The sequence below is a fragment of the Actinoplanes hulinensis genome (assembly GCF_019429605.1).
Classification (GTDB): Bacteria; Actinomycetota; Actinomycetes; order Mycobacteriales; family Micromonosporaceae; genus Actinoplanes; species Actinoplanes campanulatus.
Map to the genome: position 1 here is coordinate 216,730 of NZ_JAHXZI010000016.1, position 18,103 is coordinate 234,832.

The window sequence follows — 18,103 nt, forward strand, 5'->3', positions numbered from 1 at the left end:
CGGAAAACGGCCCATCCGTCGATCGGACAACCGTCCCGCAGCGGGTGCCGCTGATGCCGGGTGTGTTCACACCGGCTGATGTGGCACGGTTAAGGTCAGCGCCCGACGTCCGAAACCGTCGGCAGCGGTGGTCGGTTCGGGAGGATTTCCATGGACGAGCAGCAGGCGACCAAGGACGGCGAAATCGGGACGCCGCCCGCTGCGCCGCCGCCCGCTAACGACGCCGAGGGGTTCGCTCCACCACCTCCGCCGGCGCCGGGCGCCCTGTGGGCCGCCTCGGACAGCGCGGCTCCCGTCTCCGACACCCCGGCCGCTCCGGCCGTCAAGGCGTCCGCTTCGGTCCCGGTCTCCGCAGCCCCCGCCACCGATGCGGCCAAGCCCGCCGCGGCCGCCCCCGCGGCCGGCTCGGCCAAGCCGGTCTCGGCCGCCCCCGCGGTCGGCTCGGCCAAACCCGTCTCGGCCGCCCCCGCGGTCGGCTCGGCCAAACCCGTCTCGGCCGCTCCCAGCAGCGGGACCGCACGCGCCGCCGTGCCCGGTTCCGTCAAGCCGGCCGCCGACGAGGTGCCCGCTTCCGCTCGCGCCACGGCACAACCGAAGGTCTACGGCTCGATCGCCTCGCTCGAAGAGCCCGCCGACCCGAAACCGGCCGAGCCCGAGCCCACCGACCCGAAGAAGCCCGAGCCGGACGAACCGGGCGAACCGGGCGAACCGGAGAAGAAGCCGGAACCGGAGAAGCCCGAACCGGAGAAGCCCGCCGACCCGGACGAACCCGAGCCGTCGCAGCCGAGGCCGGTGCCCCGCCCAGGGCCGTCGAAACCGGCCGAACCGGCACCGATCGAGCCGGAAAAGCCACCGACGCCGTTCCCGGTGCCGAACCCGGCGCCCGCACCCGGCCCGGTCAAGCCGGTCCCGGCGCCACCGAGCCCCGTCCCGCCCGGCCCGGTCCCACCCATCCCGGTGCCGCCGAGCCCGACCCCGCCCGGCCCCGGCCCGAGTCCGGTGCCCCCGAGCCCCGGCCCGAGCCCGGTGCCGCCCGGTCCCGGCCCCAACCCGGTGCCGCCGGGCCCCGGACCGGGTCCGATCCCGGGCCCGGTGCCGCCGCCCCCGGTGATCGGGAACGGTCTGCCCAGCTACACCCTGCCGCCCAGTGACGCTCCGGCAGGCCTGCCACCGACCTCGTACGGCACCCCGCGCGGAACGCCGTACCGGGGTTTCCCGTCGTCGCCGGAGAACATCGAGATGACCCAGCCGGTCCACACCGGAACGCCGCACCCGACCACCTACGGCAGCTCGCCGACCACCCCGGTCAACCCGACCTCGGGCGACGAGCCGCAACAGCGCGGGCAGGCCGGCACGGTCTACAGCACCGGCGGCTACCCGGCCATCGACATGACCATGCCGGTCTCCGACCCGGTGGAGAACTCCGGTTCGCTGACCGGGCACATCCTGGCCCAGGGCTGGTACGACGCCCCGGTCGACCAGCGCCGCAGCAACCTCAAGGTGGTCATCGCCATGCTCGCCGTCCTCGGCCTGCTGGTGACCGTGAGCCTGGTGTTCATCTTCACCGCCGGTGACGCCTTCACCGACTTCGTCGGCAATCTGACGGGTAAGTAGCCAACGTCACGTCACCGCGTGAGCAACTGACGCGAGTCCGACAGAAGCGCGAGGCCCCGGTGTTTTGCCGCTCGGGGCCCCGGCCGCCTAAGCTGGCTAGGTTTGCGCTTCGGGGTGAGACGGCCCACTACCCGGCCGGAATGCGGTCGGATGTTTCGACGTTCACCCGTACACTGATTGTTAGTTGTTGACGCGGCGTGCCCACCCGGTGCACGCCACGGGCGTTCTTGCGGGCATTTCAGCGGGCGGTTCCCGATCAGGGGCCGCGGCGGGCCATTCGCGAGCATGCGCCCCCGTAGAGAGGTTCTCTTGACCACTTTCGCTGATCCCAGCACGTTCCCGTCCGTCCTCGAGAGCACGACCCCCGACAGTGAGCCCGTCGAGCAGCCGGTCACCGAAAGTGACGTGCGTAGCTTCGCCGACCTGGGGCTCCCGTCCGAAATCGTTCGAGTCCTCAACCGTGAGGGCATCACCACCCCGTTCGAGATCCAGGCCGCGACCGTGCCGGACGCGCTGGCCGGCCGCGACGTGCTCGGCCGTGGCCAGACCGGTTCCGGCAAGACGCTGGCCTTCGGCCTGCCGGTCCTCGCTCGCATCGCGAAGGGCGGCCGCGCCCGCCCGCACCACCCGAAGGCCCTGATCCTGGTGCCGACCCGTGAGCTGGCCATGCAGGTCGCCGACTCGCTCATGCCGGTGGGCCGGGCGGTGGGTGTCTTCCTGAAGACCGCGGTCGGCGGCGTGCCGTACGACCGTCAGATGGACGCCCTGCGCCGCGGCGTCGAGGTGATCGTCGCCACCCCGGGCCGTCTCGCCGACCTGATCGAGCGCGGCGCCTGCAAGCTCGACGACGTCGAGATCACGGTGCTGGACGAGGCCGACCAGATGGCCGACATGGGCTTCCTGCCCGAGGTCACCGACCTGCTGGCGAAGACCCCCGCGTCGGCGCAGCGCCTGCTCTTCTCGGCCACTCTGGACGGTGACGTCGACACCCTGGTGCAGCGGTTCATGCACGACCCGGTGACGCACTCGACCGCCCCGGCCGAGGCCAGTGTCTCCACCATGGAGCACCACCTGCTGCTGATCCCGCCGGCCGAGAAGTTCCCGATCACCTCGTGGATCGCGAACCGGGACGGCAAGACCATCGTCTTCGCCCGCACCCAGATGGGCGTGGACCGGCTGGTCGAGCAGTTGGCCGCGGTCGGTGTCCGGGCCGGTGCCCTGCACGGTGGCAAGACCCAGCGCGTCCGTACCCGGACGCTCGCCGAGTTCAAGGAAGGCCGGACGAACGTCCTGGTCGCGACGGACGTGGCGGCCCGTGGCATCCACGTCGACGGCATCTCGCTGGTCATGCACGTGGACCCGCCGAAGGACCCGAAGGACTACCTGCACCGGGCCGGCCGCACCGCGCGGGCCGGCGAGTCGGGCGCGGTCGTCACGCTGGTTCTGCCGAAGCAGCGCCGCAGCACCCAGGCGATGATGTCGAAGGCCGGTGTCTCGCCGGGCGAGTTCCGGGTCCGCGTGGGCGACGAGAAGCTGGCCGAGGTCACCGGTGCTCGCGAGCCGAGCGGCGTCCCGGTGGTCGAGGAGCCGGAGCCCCGTCGCGAGCGTTCCGGCGGTTCCCGTGGCCGTTTCGGCGACCGTCCCCGTGGCGACCGTCCGCAGCGTTCCTACGGTGACCGGCCGCAGCGTTCCTTCGGCGACCGCAACGAGCGCAACTTCGGCGACCGCCCGCAGCGTTCGTTCGGCGACCGGCCCCAGGGCGACCGCTCCCAGGGTGACCGCTCCTACGGCGACCGTCCGCAGCGCTCCTACGGCGACCGCCCCCAGGGCGACCGCTCGTTCGGCGACCGCCCGCAGCGCTCCTACGGCGACCGCCCCCAGGGCGACCGCTCCTACGGCGACCGCCCCCAGGGCGACCGCTCGTTCGGCGACCGCCCGCAGCGCTCCTACGGCGACCGCCCCCAGGGCGACCGCTCCTACGGTGACCGTCCCCAGGGCGACCGCTCCTACGGCGACCGCCCCCAGGGCGACCGCTCCTACGGTGACCGTCCCCAGGGCGACCGCTCGTTCGGCGACCGCCCGCAGCGCTCCTTCGGCGACCGGCCGGCCGGCGACCGCTTCGGCGACCGCCCGTCAGGTCAGCGCCGCGACGGCCAGCGCACCGACCGCCGTGAGGGCCCGAACCGTTTCGGCTCCTCCCGCCCGGCTCGCAGCCACTGATCAACTGAAACACCACGAAGCCCCGGCCGCTCACGCGCCGGGGCTTCGCCCTTTCTGACGTCTGCCGCAGCGCTCTTTCCTTTTGGTACGGGCTACCCCGCCCCGCCGAATCCGGGCCGTCCCGTGGCACCCCGCGACCATCTGCCGGGTCAAGCCCGCGACGCGACCGCCGGGCTGAGCTCGGTTCTTCAGCTGGCCCCCAGTGCTGTCTCAACCGCATCGAAACAGCCGGACCACCGAGTTCAGCCCGGTGGGCGCGGCACAGGCTGGAGTGGCACCTGGCCGCGTGAACCGGCGGGACGGGGAGGATTCGGTGGGGGCGGTGTAGCCCGTACAAGAAAAGGAAAGCGCGCCGCGGCAGGTAGAAAAAGGTAGGTTACCGGCATGCCGTTGCCTATCGCCCTGTTCTGGGAGCGCAAGGACGTGCCCGGCGCCGAGCACACCATGCTGGATGTGGATCGGTATGCGCAGGGGACGATCCTGGCCGCCGCGCCGGTGCCCTATTCCTGCCGTTATGAGGTACAGACCGGGCCGGACGGGGCGACGAGCCGGCTGGACGCCCGCGCGGAGGGCGCCGGCTGGGCACGGACCGTGCGCCTGGAGCTGGCGGCGGGACGCTGGCGGGTGACCGCCTCCGAGCAGGGTGACCTCGACGCGGCGCTGGTGGCGAACGGGCACGCCCGTGCCGGGCAGCCCGGCTGTGAGGACCCGGATCTGCTGTACGGCGCGTTCGACGCCGATCTGGGCGGCTCCCCGATGTTCAACACGCTGCCGATCCGCCGGCTCGGTCTGCTGCGGGCGGAGGCGGGCGTGTCGCACCGGCTCAGCGTGGCCTGGGTGCTGGTGCCCAGCCTGGAGGTGGTGCAGGCGGACCAGATCTACACGTCGCTGGGCGACCGGCGGATCCGGTTCGCCAGTGAGACGTTCAGTGCCGACCTGACCTGTGACGACGACGGTTTCGTCGAGGACTACCCGGGGCTGGCGCGGCGGATCAGGTCCGCTGCTTGATCCAGCTGACGCAGGCCTTGTCGACGTTCTTGAAGGGCGTGCCGAAGGCGGCGCGGGAGGCCGGGTCGAGTTCCTCGCCGAGCTGAACCACCCGGTCGACGAAGTCGAGCAGTTTCTTGTCGCCGTACTTGGCGGCCATGCAGCCGGCCGCGAAGTGCCCGGTGGCGTAGAGCGTGGCGACGGTGAGGTCGTCCGACTTGGCGGTGAGCGGCTTCACGACGACCGTCTTCAGGTCGCCGCGCTGGCCGAAGGAGTAGCTCAGCAGGTCCTTGTTGTAGGTGGCCCCGGGCTTGGCGGGCAGGAAGCCGATGTACTCGGCGATGCCCTCGATCAGCCAGAGGTCCTCCTCCTCGTCGTAGTTGGTGGACGAGGCGCGGGTCACCACGTGGGCCAGCTCGTGCTGGATGATCGTGGTGAGTTCCTTGTTCGAGGACGGCATCTCGCTGATCCGGACGACCACGTCGCCGCCGACCCGGCCGAGCGGCAGCTGGTAAGCCACCGACCAGGCCGGATACTTTCCGCCGTACCAGCTGTTCCACGACTTGTTGTCGGCCAGGTAGACCCGGTAGCGGGCCTGCGGGTTGCCGGTGTATCCGGCGTACCGGTCGGCGACGGCGGCGGCCTTCTCGGCGACCTGGAGCACCCGGTTCAGGTGTTTACGCTGGGACGGCGGCGCGGCCACGATGACCCGCCGGCCGGCGGCGAAGGCGAGCTGGGTGTTCTCCCACGGCGCCGGCTGGAGGTAGTTCTCCTTGCCCGAGCCGGTCATCCCGGTGATCACGTATGAGCTGCCGCGGGGCTTCCAGGTGAGCTTGTAGCCGAAGTTCGGGTTCCCACCGCCGTCGCGGCAGAGCTGGGTGCTGAAGCAGTAGTCGAGCTGGAAGCCCACGTTCAGCGAGCCGCCGGTCTCCGGCAGCTGCTCGATGGTCAGCTTGGTGTAGGAGATCTCGAGCGCCCGCAGGTTGCGGTAGATGGCCCGGTAGCGCGCCTGCAATCTGGCGTCGACCGGGGCGAGCCAGCCCTTCTCGTCGCCCTTCGTCAGCGCGTCGACCTGGGCTTCGAGGAGCGCCTCGACCTGTTCGAGCGGGGTGGGCGGGGCCTTCGGCTCGATCGTCACGCGGCGGGCCGCGACGGCTGTGGTGCCGTCGCCGGTCGGCCACAGCACGATGCCGGCCGACGCCACCGCCACCAGGGCCACGAGCAGCACGGCCCCGAGACGTGAGTTTCTTCCATCCCCCATGGACGAGGATCTAATCACGCCTCTTCAGCGCACGTCACCCGGGCCATCCACCATCGTCAAGGAATCGGCGGATCACCCCGGAGTACGACGAAAGGTCCAGTTCCTGGGCGCCCACCCAGGCGTCGGAGTAATAGGTGTCGGCGTAGCGTTCGCCACCGTCGCAGATGAGCGTCACCACCGATCCGGTGCGCCCGGACGCCAGCATCTCGGCGATGAGCCGGAAGGCGCCCCACAGGTTGGTGCCGGTCGAGCCACCGACCCGCCGGCCCAGGACGGCCGAGCCGGCACGCATCGCGGCCAGGGACGCGGCGTCCGGGACGTGGATCATCCGGTCCACCACCGAGGGCAGGAAGGACGCCTCCACCCGGGGGCGGCCGATCCCCTCGATGCGGGAGCCGCGGCCGGTCACGACGCTCCAGTCACCGGCGAGATAAGCCTGCCAGAACGCCGACCCCTCGGGGTCGACAACGCAGACCTTGGTGTCGAGGCGGCGGTAGCGGGCGTACCGGCCGATGGTGGCGCTGGTGCCGCCGGTGCCGGCGCCGACCACGATCCAGGCCGGGACCGGGTGCCGTTCGCGCTCCAGTTGGTTGTAGATCGACTCGGCGATGTTGTTGTTGCCGCGCCAGTCGGTGGCCCGCTCGGCGTACGTGAACTGGTCCATGAAGTGCCCGCCCAGCTCGGCCGCGAGCCGCCGCGCCTCGGCGACCACCTGGGTCGGATCGCTCACCAGGTGGCACCGGCCGCCCTGGAACTCGATCAGCGAGATCTTCTCCGGCGAGGTGGCGGCCGGCATCACGGCGATGAACGGCAGGCCGAGCATTCGCGCGAAATAGGCCTCGCTCACCGCGGTCGATCCGGACGACGCTTCCACGATGGTCGTGCTCGGCCCGATCCAGCCATTGCAGAGCGCATACAGGAAAAGCGACCGTGCCAGGCGATGCTTCAGTGAACCGGTGGGGTGCGACGACTCGTCCTTGAGGTAAAGGTCGATGCCCCAGGCGGCGGGGAGCGGGAAGGGGAGCAGGTGGGTGTCGGCGGACCGGTTGGCGTCGGCCTCGACCTGACCGATGGCCTCACGTGCCCAGTCGCGGTTGACTCGCTCGCAGCGCCCGAAGTCGGTGATCTCCATTACCCGAGGCCCGGCTGAGGGCGGTTCTCCCACTTGGTGGAGAGAGCGATCGCGGTCCGGGTCGATGCGACGCCCGGGGTCCGGTTGATCCGCACGATCAGCTGCTCCAGTTCGGCGATCGTGCCGACCCGCACGATGAGCTGGTAGGACTCCACGCCGGCCATGAAATAGCAGCTCTCCACCTCGGGCATGGCGCGGACCGCGGCGAGGACGTCGTCGGTGTCGGCGCCGGAGTCCTCGATGATGCCGATCAGCGCGGTCACACCGAGCCCGATCGCCTCGTGGTCGATGTCGGCTCGGTAACCGCGGATGGTCCCGGCGGTCTCGAGCTTACCGACTCGCTCGTGCACGGCGGGGGCGGAGAGGCCGACCTTGCGGGCGAGTTCGGCGTACGACGAGCGGGCGTTCTCTCGTAGCAGGTCGATCAGCCGGAGGTCGATGGAGTCCATGGGAGAAACCCTAATCGGGTGGCGCTCCGGCCTTCACGCCCGGTAGCGGCGAATGGGCGGCAGGATAATGACCACTGTCGCAATCGGGGCTTTTTCCGCATTTCACGGACTTGGTTCAGGGGCGGTGCTCTAATGACTTTACGTCCCGATCGAGCACGCCGACACTCACCGTGACCACCGGCCGCTCCAGATAACCGAAAACCGAGGAGGGGGTTGTGGACACTGGAGATCGTCTGCTGACACCGGGCGAGGTGGCCGCGTTGTTCCGCGTCGACCCCAAGACGGTCACGCGCTGGGCCGCAGCCGGACGGATCGGCAGTATCCGTACTCCGGGTGGACACCGCCGATTCCGTGAATCCGAAGTGCGCGCGCTCCTTGAAGGTGATGGTGTGATCGAGGAGATGCGCGAGGACGACGCCGCCAACAAGCCCCGCAACAACGGCCCGAGCCATCCCGGGCCCGGCTACGGCCCGCCCAACGGCCTGCGCTAGGCGCGTCCCTCGCCCAGATCGCCGGTCCATCTGCGGAAGAGCGTGTGGGGTACGCCCAGCGCGTCGAGCACTTTTCCGGCCACGAAATCGATCAGTTGTTGTGCTGTCGCGCCGGCCCCGGAGCCGTAGAAGCCGGGGCTGGCCGGCAGCACCACCGCCCCGGCGTCGTGCAGGGCGATCAGATGCTCCAGATGACTGCGGGTGACCGGAGTCTCCCGGGGCACGATCACCGTACGGCGCCGTTCTTTCAGATTCACCTCGGCCGCTCGCTGGAGCAGGTCCTTGGAGAGCCCGATGGCGATGCCCGCGCAGGCCGCGGTGCTCGCCGGCACCACGGCCATCCCACGGACCGGGTAGGAGCCGCTGCTCGGGCCGGCGGCCAGGTCCCCGGCCGGCCAGTAGGCCAGATCGCCGAGGTCCCGGCCCAGCCAGGCGGCCACGTCATCCTTCCAGTGCGCGTCCCGGACCGTCGCGCCGGTCTCGTCCAGCAGGGTCAGCCGGGCGGCCCGGGAGACCACCAGGTCGACGGATTCGCCGGCGTCCAGCAGTGCGGTGAGCACCGCCTTGGCATACGGGGTGCCGGAGGCGCCGGAGACGCCGACGATCCAGGGTTCGCGCATGTCACCAGTGTGCTACTCGCCCTTGTACAGGTACTCCTCCGGGACCATCTGAGCGACCGGGACCCAGGTCGAGTAGTCGCCCGGGGTGGCCACCTCCAGCGAGTCGAGGATCTTCCGCGCCTCGGCCTTCGAGATCGCGCCACTGATGCTCACCTCGTGACCGTCGCCGATCTTCCGGTAGGCGAGACAACCGCAGCCGGCCGCACCGCCCGGCACCAGCGATTGCAACACGATCTGGATGCTGCCCTCGGTCCCGTTGATGGCCTCGTAGCGCCGGAGCGCCTTCCGCACCGGCTCACGCATCGCCGAAACCGGAAGGAAGTGGACCGCCGAGAACTCATCGCTCTCCTGGTTGACCGCCCGCAACCGGAAGTCGCCGGGCAGATAGCCGACCTTGAAGGCAGCCAGGACCGGCCGCTCCGCGGAGAGGCCGAAGCCCTCGGCCACCTCCCTCATCTCCTCGAGCTTCGCGCCCGTTGGATCCGGAGTCAGCACCGCGAAGGCATTGTCGGCGTACTCCCAGACCAGGCCCTGGCCGTCGTAAGGCGCGGGCCAGGACACGGTGAACGCCGGCCGGCCCTTGACCGGGGCCACGTCGGCGACCCGGGTGAGACCCAGACGGTCCACCGGATCGACGCCGGGTTCGTAGACCACCAACGACATCAGCCGCGACTCCTTCCGGCCGTTCTCGATCGGGGAGGCCCACGTTCCGGTGTAACCGGGGCCGACGCTCGTCGGGTCCCCGATCTTGAACGAGGCCGTCTGATATCCGTGGAATCGGAAAACGGACGGAATCTGGTGGTCCGGCGCCAGGGTCGGAGCCGGGGCCTGGGTGGCCGACGCGGCCGGCGGCTGTGGGACGGGCGCGGCACTCCGGGAGACGATCTGCGGAACCCCGATCGTGATGGCCACCGCCACCACGGCCGCGAGCGCCCACCCGGAGTTCCGGCGCCGGATCCGCCGCCGGCCCGCCGCGACCACGTGGTCGACGTCGTAGCGCGGTGGTGGCGCATCCACCTTGGCCTCCTGCAACAGCTCAGACAGCGGCTTCATGAACGGCCTCCCATTCAGTGCCGAGAATGCGGCGGAGCGCGTCGAGACCACGCGCGGTGTAGACCTTGACGGTGCCCTCCGGGCACTTCAGCGCCTCCGCGGTCTGCTGCACGCTGAGGCCCTCCAGGAAGCGCAGCGCCAGCACGGCCCGCTGCCGGGCGGGCAGGCCGTCGAGCGCCTCGCGCATCCGGAGGCGCTCGTCGACGGCCTGGGTGGCGTCACCGGGGGCGGGCGCGTCCGGCATGGCGTGGCTGCGGGACTGTTCACGCCGCCACCATGGGCGGCGGGTCTCGTCGATGGCCGCCCGCACCACGGCGGTTCGCGCGTACGCGTCCGGGTTCTCCACCCGGTTCCATTTCGCGTACAGCTTGGCCAGGGCGGACAGCACCGCGTCCTCGGCCACCTGCCAGTCACCGCAGGTGAGGTACGCGAGTCCCCGTAACGACTCCATCCGCACGCCGACGAACTCGCGGAAGTCGGCCTCTCTATCGCTCACGCGGATAAGACGGACGCCACCGGCCGATGGGTTACAGCACGTACAGATCGATCAGGGCGAAGACGAACAGGGCGATGGCGATGAACCCGTTCGCCGTGAAGAACGCCCGGTTGACCTTGGAGAGATCGTTCTCCGTCACCACGACGTGCTGGTAGACCAGACCGGCGCCGGTGACCAGCAGGCCGGCCCACCAGGCCCAACTGAAACCGGCGAGCTGGCCGAACCAGACGAACAGCGCGAAGCAGAGCACGTGGGTGACCGTGGAGATGTGCAGGGCGGTCCGCACACCGAACCGGGCCGGGGTGGAGTGCACGCCGATCTTCCGGTCCACCTCGACGTCCTGGCAGGCGTAGATGATGTCGAAGCCGCCGATCCAGAGGCCGACCGCGACACCGAGCACCCAGGCCGGCCACGAGCCGCTGAACGTGCCGGTGATCGCCAGCCAGGCACCGACCGGGGCGACCGCCTGGGCCAGCGCCAGCACGTAGTGCGGGAAGTTCGTGAACCGCTTGGCGTACGGGTAGATCACCAGCGGGACGACCGCGAGCGGGGAGAGAACCAGGCAGAGCGGGTTCAGCAGGCCGGCCGCGACGACCAGGACGACCAGCGAGATCAGGGCGCCGGTCCAGGCCGTCCGCAGGCTCACGGCTCCGGTGACCAGTTCGCGATTCCGCGTACGCGGATTGAGGGCGTCGATCTTGCGGTCCAGGATGCGGTTGGCCGCCATGGCGAAGGTCCGCCCGGACACCATCGCGATCGTGACCAGCGCCAGGTCGAGCCAGTGTCCGGCGACCGTCTCGTCGAGGGATTCGATGGCCACCAGCGACGACAGGTAGGCGAACGGCAGGGCGAAGATCGAGTGCTCGATCATGACCAGCCGCAGGAAGGCCTTGATCTTGCCGGGCTTCTCTTCCAGCGACGTCACAACCCGTATTCCTTCCACCGTTTGTCGACCAGGGAGACCACCTCGGGCGCCATCGTCATCTCCTCCGGCCAGCCGCGGGTGTAACCCTCGGTCGGCAGCTTACGGGTGGCGTCGACACCCGCCTTGCCGCCCCAGAACTGCTGGTAGGAGGAGTGGTCCAGGTGGTCCACCGGGCCCTCGGTGAGCATCAGGTCGCGGGCGTAGTCGACGTTGCCGAAGGCACGGAAGGCGACCTCGTTGTAGTCGTGCACATCGACGTCCTCGTCGACCACCACGATCAGCTTGACCAGCGACAGCAGGTGGGCGCCCCAGATCGCGCTCATCACCTTCTGCGCGTGCTTCGGGTAGCGCTTGCGGATGGAGACGATCAGGCAGTTGTGGAAGACGCCGGAGGCCGGCATGTCGTAGTCGACGATGTCCGGGATCAGGATCTTGGCGAGCGGCAGGAAGATCCGCTCGGTGGCCTTGCCCAGGCCGTGGTCCTCCTGCGGCGGCTTGGACGTGATGATCGAGTGGTAGACCGGCTTCTTCCGCATGGTCATCGTCTCGATGTGCAGCACCGGGAACGGCTCGACCGGGGTGTAGTAGCCGGTGTGGTCGCCGAACGGGCCCTCCGGGAGGCGCTCGCCGGGCTCCAGGTAACCCTCCAGCACGATCTGCGCCTCGGCCGGCACCTGCAACGGGACGGACACGCAGTCGACCATCTCGATCCGCTCGCCCTGGAGGAAACCGGCGAACAGGTACTCGTCGATGTCGGCCGGCAGGGGGGCGCTCGCGGCGTACGTCACCACGGGGTCGCAACCGATCGCGACCGCGACCGGAAGTCGCTGGCCGAGCCGCTCCGCCACCGCGTGATGCGCGGTCGAGTCCTTGTGGATCTGCCAGTGCATGCCGAGCGTGTTCTTCGAATGCTGCTGGAGCCGGTAGAGGCCGAGGTTGCGCTTGCCGGTCTCCGGGTGCTTGGTGTGGGTCAGCCCGAAGTTGTGGAAGATGCCGCCGTCACCGGGCCACACCTGGAGCCCGGGCAGCCGGTTCAGGTCGACCTCGTCGCCCCGGAGCACGACCTCCTGGCAGGGAGCGGTCTTCACCTTCTTCGGCGGCATCGACTTGAGCTGGAGCACCTTGCCGATGCCCTCGCGGATGCCGGACCAGCCGACTGGCAGCTCCGGCTTGGCGATCGCGCCGATCCGCTCGCCGACCTCGTCGAGCCGGTCGACGCCGAGGGCCATGGCCATCCGCTTCTCGGTGCCGAACAGGTTGATCACCAACGGCATGTCGCCCCGGGTGGGCCGCTCGAAGAGGATCGCCGGACCGCCGGCCCGGACCGTCCGGGTCACGATCTCGCTGATCTCCAGGGTCGGATCCACCGGCACGGTGACCCGCCGCAGCTCACCCGCCTCCTCCAGGGCGGCGATGAAGCTCTGCAGATCGGCATAGGGGAATCCACGCGGCGCCATGGTCCCCAGTCTGGCACCCGAGTCCGTCACTGGAGATCCGGGACTCCCGTTGGAGACTTTCGTGAGGCTCCGGAACGTGACCCGATGGTGTGCGCTGACCGGGGTGGCCGCGGCTCTCGCGGTCGCCGCCCCGGCGATCTCGTCGGCCGACAGACGCCTGCCCGTGTGCGCGCCGGGCCGGGCGCCCACCCGTCCGCCGACCGGTCCGGCGGACGTGGCCAGCCCGCGGGCGTGCCGGGCCGGGGCGCCGCTGACCGAGTCGGACAAGGTTCCGCCGGCCGCGTTCACCCCGAGCGGCTACCACCATCTCGGCGCGGGCACCGGCGGCGAGTGGGGCGGGGTGTCCGGGCGCTTCACCGTGGTGGACGGTTCGGTGCGGCCCCGCACGTACGACTTCGTGGTGGGCCGGTTCATGGCGAAGCGGGACCTCGGTGGGGGCCGGATCTCCTGGCTGGAGGCGGGCTGGGCGGAGACCGGCTGGGCCTCCCCCGGCCGCCAGCAGGTCTACACGTTCAACACGAACACCAACCGGTGGCAGTTCTACGACCAGTACCCGGTTCGGGCCGGCAACCAGGTCTGGCTGGACCTGAACAGTGACCAGAACGGTCTGTGGCGGGCCTGGCTGTGGTGGGACGACCGGTGGAACCTGCTCACCGAGCAGCGGTTGCCGATCGGCCCGGCCGCCTACATCGAGCAGTACGTCGAGGTGCACGTCGACGCGTCCCGCCAGACCAAGATCGACGTGCCGAAGGTGACCGTCGACAACGTGCAGTTGCGCCCGGTCGGCGGCGGGCCGGCCCGGTACTGGCGCGACGACGTCGCGACCGTGACCGGGGCGGCCGCCCGCGGCGGGTTCTGTCTGAACTGGGTGACCCGCTACGACACGTGGACCGCCGGGGACTGCTGACGCCTAGGCGTACGAGTGCAGGCCCTCGAAGAACAGGTTCACGCCGAACAGGTTCATCAGCATCGTCACGAAGCCGATGACGGCGATCCAGGTGGCGGTGGTCCGCTTGACGCTCGGGGTGGCCCGGGCGTGCAGGTAGGCGGCGTAGACGATCCAGGAGATGAAGGCCCACACCTCCTTGGGGTCCCAGCCCCAGTAGCGGCCCCAGGACGCCTCGGCCCACAGCGGCCCGGCGATCAGCGCGCCGAACGTGAACAGCGGGAAGGCGAAGGCGTGCAGGCGGAAGGTGAGCCGCTCCAGCGTGCCCGCGTCGCCGACCCGCTTGCCCAGCGTGTAGGGGAAGCCGCGCTTACCGGTGTCCCACCCGTTCTTGATCAGGAACATGGCGGCCGGGACCACGCCGACCAGGAGGATGCCGGACGAGATGATGATCGTCGAGACGTGGATGACGTACCAGTACGAGTTCAGCGCCGGGACCAGCGGCCCGACCGGGGTGTAGGCGACCAGCGCGGCCGCGCCCAGCAGCACCACCAGGGTGAGGCTGGCGAACAGGCCCAGGTGCCGGACGGCCGGCTTACGCAGCAGCACACCGGCCCAGACCGCGGAGCCGATCAGCGTGGTGGAGAGGATGTACTCGTACATGTTTCCCCAGGGCATCCGCTCGGCGGCGATGCCCCGGGTGACCGTGGTGGCCAGGTGCAGGGCCAGGGCGATCAGGTTGAGCGCCACCCCGATCCGGCCGACGAGCTCGCCCCGGTCGCGTTCCGGCGCCTTCTCCACCTCGGGAACCGGAGCGCCGGCCCCCACGAGGGCGGCCCGGCCGATGTGGCTGCGCCTGCCGAACGCGTACTCCCCGGCGTAGCAGACCATGGCGGCCAGGTAGGCCAGCACGGTCAACGCCATAAGTTGATTGGACAGCTCCGCCATCAGGGCGTCCCTTCCTTGATGTGCCGGGTGAGCGCCGCGAACTCATCGCCGAAACCTGGATAGTCGGTACGTGGGAGGCCACCGGCTTCGATCGCGCTGCCGTTCTCGGCGGGCACCACCCGGAACCAAACCCTACGGCGGTGCGTGAACAGCGACAGCATCAACCCGGCCAGCCCCAGCACCGCCCCGATCAGCATGAGGAACTGGGTCGGGTCGTGCCGGATCGAGATCGTGGCGAACCGGCGGATCCCGGCGAACTCGAGCGTGCTGCCGTCGTCGAGGGTCCACTTCTCGCCGGGCCGCAGCACGTACGGCCGCTCGCCGCTGATCTTCTTGAGGTCGCCGTCGGCGATCTGCTCACGGTTCAGCACGTAGACCGAGCTCGGCTTGCCGACGTCCAGTCCCAGGTCGCCGCGGTAGGCCGCGATGTAGAGCACCGGGTTGTCCGCCGCCGGGAACTTCGAGGTCGCGCTGCCGTCGGTCCCGCCGGTCGGCAGGAAGACGCCCTCGAAGCCCATCTGGAGCTTCGGGTCCCGCTCACCGGTGGCCGGATCGAGGTTGACGTCCGGGAACTGGACGACCCCCTCGCTGGTCATGTTGAGGTCGCCGGGCAGGAACGGGACGATCTTGGTCTGCGAGGCGCCGTACCGGTCGGTGTAGCGCAGCACCGGCGCGTAGCCCTGGCCGATCAGGTTGATGTTGGCGCCGTCGAGCCGCAGCGGGTCGTTGACGGTGAACCGGTCCGGGCGGTAGTCGCCGCCGTTCTCGCTCACCTCGACCGTGGCCTCGAACGACTTCGGCACCCCGCTGGCCTGGAAGGTGGATTCGAAATCGGTCATCCGCACGCAGAAGTCGGGCAGGTCCGAGGCGTCCACCCGGGAACCGAGGACCGACTCGTCGAACTGCGTGACGGCGCTGCAGAAACCCTGGTCGGCGCCCTCCACCAGGAGGCGGTTCGCGTGCCAGCCGTACCAGTGCCCGAAACCGACGCCGACCAGTACCGCCAGCAAGGCGAAGTGGAAGAGCAGGTTGCCGGTCTCCTTGAGATAGCCCTTCTCGGCCGCGACGGTCCAGCCGTCGGGCGTCTCCCGCAGCCGGGCCCGCCAGCGCCGCCGGCGCAGCGTCTTCGCGATCTCCGCGGCCACGGCCGCGGGCTCCTCCGGGCGTTCCGCTGCGGGGGCATGCTGCGGCAGGCGGTCCAACCGCTTCGGAGCATCCGGGGGTACGGTCCTGAGCGCCCGAACGTGGTCGCGCAGCCGGGGCAGCACGCACCCGATGAGCGACGTGAAGAGCAGCAGGTAGATCGCCGCGAACCAGGGTGACGCGTAGACGTCGAAGGCGAAGAGCCGGTCGATCGCCGGCGCCAGCTTCGGATGGGCGGCGAAGTACTCGGCGACGTTCTCCCGGCTCACCGAGCGCTGCGGGAAGATCGAGCCCGGCACCGCGGCCACGGCCAGCAGGAAGAGCAGGATCAACGCCGTACGCATGCTGGTGAGCTGGCGCCAGGAGTTGCGCAGCAGCGCCCACAGCGGGTTGCCCCGGCGCGGCGGCGGCGCCCCGGCGGTGGCGGGACGGTCCTCGACGACGGTCACAGCAGCACCCACTCACCGACGTCGACGCTGGTCATCAGCCAGGTGAGGAAGTACTCCCACCGACCGGAGACGAGCGCCACCCCGACCAGGACGAGCAGCACCCCACCGACCCGGGTGACCCATCGGCTGTTGCGGCGGATCGCCTTGAACACACCGAGCAGCCGGCGGAAGAAGAGCCCGAACAGGATGAACGGCAGGCCCAGCCCGAGGCTGAAGGTGATCGCCAGGAGCACCGCGCGGTCGGCCTGCCCGGTCGTGGTGGCCAGGACCATCACGCCGCCCAGGGTCGGGCCGACGCACGGGATCCAGGACAGCGCGAAGATCGCGCCGAAGACCGGGGCGCCCAGCAGCCCGGCGGCCGGCAGCCGGCTGATCCGGGCCTCCCGCTGGAAGCCCGGGATCACGCCGAGATAGCCCAGGCCCAGCACGATGACGAGGATCCCGAGGACGAGGTTGAGCGTGTCCCGATGGGTGATCATCGTGAAGCTGGCGGTCGTGGCCAGCGTGCCGAGCGTGAAGACGATCGAGAAGCCGAGCACGAAGAGCCCGGTCCCGGCGAGGATCCGGCCCTTCGCCCGGCCGGTGGGCGCCTCCAGATCGGAACCGGCCAACCCGGTGACGTACGAGAGGTAGCCTGGGAGCAGCGGCAACACGCACGGCGACAGGATGCTCACCAGGCCGGCGATGAGCGCCGCGCCGATCGCGAGCAGCAGCGGCCCGTCCATGACCGCACCCTTGAAGGCCTCACCCATCAGCCGGCCGCCTCCGCCGCGATCCGCTCCACCAGCGGCTGCAACTCACCGTTGGTGGTCGAGCGCCGGATGGCCGCCGCGATCCGGCCCTGCCGGTCCAGGATCAGGGTGCTCGGCACCGCGCTCTGGGTCACGTCGAACTTGAGCCCGACCCGGCCCTCGAAGTCGTACACACTGCCGTAGGTGACCTTGTAGCCGCGCTCGAACGCCTTCGCCGAGTCCCGGTCGTCGCGGGTGTTGACGCCGAGGAAGGTGACGTTCTTGTCCTTGGTCGCCTGGTAGGTCTTCTCCAGGTCGTCCGCCTCGGCCCGGCACGGCGCGCACCAGGAGCCCCAGAAGTTGACCACGACCACCTTGCCGCGGTCCTTCTCCAGGTCGTAGGCGGCGCCGTCCAGCAGCTCCCCGGTCACGCCGGAGACCAACGGCCGCTCCGCCGCGGCGCACTCCACCACCATGTTCGTGGTGGTGCATTTCGTCGCCCAGTTCCCCTCGCCGCCGCAGCCGCTCAGGGCTCCGGCGGCGGTGACCGCGGTGAGGGCGGCGACGGCGAGGCGGCGCACGGTCAGGCTCCCTTGGCTGTCTTGGCCGTCGCGGACATGGCGACCAGGTGTGCGGCGGGCTCCGAGTAGTCGATGCCGACCACCTTGGATCCCTCGAACCGGAACGAGGTCAGGCTGGCCAGGCCACACTCCCGGCGCCTCGGATCGTGCCAGAGGCGCTTGCCCTCGACGTACCGCCGGAGCGTCCAGACGGGCAGCTGGTGCGAGACGCAGACCGCCTCGTGGCCCTCGGCCGAGACCCGGGCCGCCTGGACCGCCGCGAACATCCGCTGCGCGATCACCAGGTATGCCTCGCCCCAGGACGGGGTGATCGGGTCACGCAGCACCCACCAGTGCCGCGGGTTGCTGAACGCGCCGTCGCCGACCGAGACCTTCTTGCCCTCGAAGTAGTTCGCGCTCTCGATCAGCCGCACGTCGGTGGCGATGTCCAGTTTGAACTCGGCGGCGAACGGGGCCGCGGTCTCCTGCGCACGCTCCAGCGGGCTGGACACCACGTGCGTGATGTCCCGGCCGGACAGCACCTCGGCGGCCGCCTTCGCCATCTGGTGGCCCAGCTCGGAGAGGTGGAAGTCGGGCAGGCGCCCGTACAGAATCTTGGTGGGGTTGTAGACCTCGCCGTGCCGCAGCACGTGGACCGTGGTCTTCGTCGGCTCGGTCAAG

18 protein-coding genes are annotated in these 18,103 nt (G+C 70.3%); 5 read left to right on the top strand and 13 right to left on the bottom strand.

All coding sequences use genetic code 11. From position 1 onward, the window contains the following. Positions 1–150: 150 nt before the first annotated feature. From KZ829_RS28945 to KZ829_RS28955, 3 genes are all read left to right on the top strand, one after another. Positions 151–1,614, top strand: a complete 1,464-nt coding sequence (locus KZ829_RS28945) for a hypothetical protein (RefSeq protein ID WP_220147067.1) — start codon at positions 151–153, stop codon at positions 1,612–1,614. A gap of 309 nt (positions 1,615–1,923) precedes the next feature. Next, complete coding sequence (locus tag KZ829_RS28950; protein ID WP_246636412.1) at positions 1,924–3,834, top strand: DEAD/DEAH box helicase; 1,911 nt, start codon at positions 1,924–1,926, stop codon at positions 3,832–3,834. Between the two features lie 384 nt (positions 3,835–4,218). Beyond that, complete coding sequence (locus KZ829_RS28955; RefSeq protein ID WP_220147069.1) at positions 4,219–4,842, top strand: putative glycolipid-binding domain-containing protein; 624 nt, start codon at positions 4,219–4,221, stop codon at positions 4,840–4,842. Here the strand turns inward: KZ829_RS28955 and KZ829_RS28960 are convergent. From KZ829_RS28960 to KZ829_RS28970, 3 genes are read right to left on the bottom strand one after another with little or no spacing between them, the layout of a single operon-like run. Next, entirely contained in the window at positions 4,826–6,082 is a 1,257-nt protein-coding gene (locus KZ829_RS28960; protein ID WP_220147070.1) for a gluzincin family metallopeptidase, read from the bottom strand. The genes KZ829_RS28955 and KZ829_RS28960 overlap by 17 nt on opposite strands. 34 nt (positions 6,083–6,116) lie before the next feature. Continuing rightward, the gene (gene cds1, locus KZ829_RS28965; protein ID WP_204297484.1) at positions 6,117–7,214 is read right to left on the bottom strand and encodes an L-cysteine desulfhydrase Cds1; all 1,098 of its coding nucleotides are present in this window, start codon (positions 7,212–7,214) and stop codon (positions 6,117–6,119) included. Beyond that, positions 7,214–7,663, bottom strand: coding sequence for an Lrp/AsnC family transcriptional regulator (locus KZ829_RS28970; RefSeq protein ID WP_183225949.1), 450 nt, complete (start codon positions 7,661–7,663; stop codon positions 7,214–7,216). The genes cds1 and KZ829_RS28970 overlap by 1 nt, the downstream gene beginning before the upstream one ends. 215 nt (positions 7,664–7,878) lie before the next feature. On the opposite strand from KZ829_RS28970, the gene KZ829_RS28975 reads away from it, so the two are divergent. Then, entirely contained in the window at positions 7,879–8,154 is a 276-nt protein-coding gene (locus KZ829_RS28975) for a BldC family transcriptional regulator (protein ID WP_183225950.1), read from the top strand. Here the strand turns inward: KZ829_RS28975 and KZ829_RS28980 are convergent. The 5 genes from KZ829_RS28980 to KZ829_RS29000 are packed head-to-tail and all read right to left on the bottom strand — an operon-like array spanning position 8,151 to position 12,705. After that, entirely contained in the window at positions 8,151–8,774 is a 624-nt protein-coding gene (locus tag KZ829_RS28980) for a UbiX family flavin prenyltransferase (protein ID WP_220147071.1), read from the bottom strand. The genes KZ829_RS28975 and KZ829_RS28980 overlap by 4 nt on opposite strands. A 12-nt stretch (positions 8,775–8,786) precedes the next feature. Then, on the bottom strand, positions 8,787–9,827 hold the full coding sequence (locus tag KZ829_RS28985) for a hypothetical protein (protein ID WP_220147072.1): 1,041 nt from the start codon (positions 9,825–9,827) through the stop codon (positions 8,787–8,789). Beyond that, on the bottom strand, positions 9,811–10,323 hold the full coding sequence (locus KZ829_RS28990) for a SigE family RNA polymerase sigma factor (protein ID WP_308285704.1): 513 nt from the start codon (positions 10,321–10,323) through the stop codon (positions 9,811–9,813). The genes KZ829_RS28985 and KZ829_RS28990 overlap by 17 nt, the downstream gene beginning before the upstream one ends. Before the next feature lie 31 nt (positions 10,324–10,354). Further along, on the bottom strand, positions 10,355–11,248 hold the full coding sequence (mqnP, locus tag KZ829_RS28995; protein WP_220147073.1) for a menaquinone biosynthesis prenyltransferase MqnP: 894 nt from the start codon (positions 11,246–11,248) through the stop codon (positions 10,355–10,357). Continuing rightward, complete coding sequence (locus KZ829_RS29000) at positions 11,245–12,705, bottom strand: menaquinone biosynthesis decarboxylase (protein WP_220147074.1); 1,461 nt, start codon at positions 12,703–12,705, stop codon at positions 11,245–11,247. Before KZ829_RS29000 ends, mqnP begins: the two co-directional genes overlap by 4 nt. 76 nt (positions 12,706–12,781) lie before the next feature. Between KZ829_RS29000 and KZ829_RS29005 the strand changes: the two genes are divergently transcribed. Continuing rightward, on the top strand, positions 12,782–13,612 hold the full coding sequence (locus KZ829_RS29005; protein WP_308285705.1) for a hypothetical protein: 831 nt from the start codon (positions 12,782–12,784) through the stop codon (positions 13,610–13,612). Between the two features lie 3 nt (positions 13,613–13,615). Here KZ829_RS29005 and ccsB read toward each other — a convergent pair whose 3' ends face one another. From ccsB to KZ829_RS29030, 5 genes are read right to left on the bottom strand one after another with little or no spacing between them, the layout of a single operon-like run. After that, positions 13,616–14,539, bottom strand: coding sequence for a c-type cytochrome biogenesis protein CcsB (gene ccsB, locus KZ829_RS29010; protein ID WP_220147075.1), 924 nt, complete (start codon positions 14,537–14,539; stop codon positions 13,616–13,618). Continuing rightward, positions 14,539–16,131 carry a cytochrome c biogenesis protein ResB gene (gene resB / locus KZ829_RS29015; protein WP_220147076.1) on the bottom strand — a complete coding sequence of 531 codons (1,593 nt, stop codon included), beginning with the start codon at positions 16,129–16,131 and terminating at the stop codon, positions 14,539–14,541. Before resB ends, ccsB begins: the two co-directional genes overlap by 1 nt. After that, the gene (locus tag KZ829_RS29020; RefSeq protein WP_220147077.1) at positions 16,128–16,883 is read right to left on the bottom strand and encodes a cytochrome c biogenesis CcdA family protein; all 756 of its coding nucleotides are present in this window, start codon (positions 16,881–16,883) and stop codon (positions 16,128–16,130) included. The genes resB and KZ829_RS29020 overlap by 4 nt, the downstream gene beginning before the upstream one ends. Next, complete coding sequence (locus KZ829_RS29025; RefSeq protein ID WP_246636477.1) at positions 16,883–17,449, bottom strand: TlpA family protein disulfide reductase; 567 nt, start codon at positions 17,447–17,449, stop codon at positions 16,883–16,885. Before KZ829_RS29025 ends, KZ829_RS29020 begins: the two co-directional genes overlap by 1 nt. Further along, complete coding sequence (locus tag KZ829_RS29030) at positions 17,446–18,102, bottom strand: histidine phosphatase family protein (protein WP_220147079.1); 657 nt, start codon at positions 18,100–18,102, stop codon at positions 17,446–17,448. The genes KZ829_RS29025 and KZ829_RS29030 overlap by 4 nt, the downstream gene beginning before the upstream one ends. Position 18,103: the final 1 nt, after the last annotated feature.

What these genes read in the sequence shown, in the direction of transcription:
- KZ829_RS28945 (WP_220147067.1), top strand. Translation starts at nt 151, where the DNA reads ATGGACGAGCAGCAGGCGACCAAGGACGGCGAAATCGGGACGCCGCCC.
- KZ829_RS28955 (WP_220147069.1), top strand. Translation starts at nt 4,219, where the DNA reads ATGCCGTTGCCTATCGCCCTGTTCTGGGAGCGCAAGGACGTGCCCGGC.
- KZ829_RS28960 (WP_220147070.1), bottom strand. Translation starts at nt 6,082, where the DNA reads ATGGGGGATGGAAGAAACTCACGTCTCGGGGCCGTGCTGCTCGTGGCC.
- cds1 (WP_204297484.1), bottom strand. Translation starts at nt 7,214, where the DNA reads ATGGAGATCACCGACTTCGGGCGCTGCGAGCGAGTCAACCGCGACTGG.
- KZ829_RS28970 (WP_183225949.1), bottom strand. Translation starts at nt 7,663, where the DNA reads ATGGACTCCATCGACCTCCGGCTGATCGACCTGCTACGAGAGAACGCC.
- KZ829_RS28980 (WP_220147071.1), bottom strand. Translation starts at nt 8,774, where the DNA reads ATGCGCGAACCCTGGATCGTCGGCGTCTCCGGCGCCTCCGGCACCCCG.
- KZ829_RS28985 (WP_220147072.1), bottom strand. Translation starts at nt 9,827, where the DNA reads ATGAAGCCGCTGTCTGAGCTGTTGCAGGAGGCCAAGGTGGATGCGCCA.
- KZ829_RS29000 (WP_220147074.1), bottom strand. Translation starts at nt 12,705, where the DNA reads ATGGCGCCGCGTGGATTCCCCTATGCCGATCTGCAGAGCTTCATCGCC.
- ccsB (WP_220147075.1), bottom strand. Translation starts at nt 14,539, where the DNA reads ATGGCGGAGCTGTCCAATCAACTTATGGCGTTGACCGTGCTGGCCTAC.
- KZ829_RS29020 (WP_220147077.1), bottom strand. Translation starts at nt 16,883, where the DNA reads ATGGGTGAGGCCTTCAAGGGTGCGGTCATGGACGGGCCGCTGCTGCTC.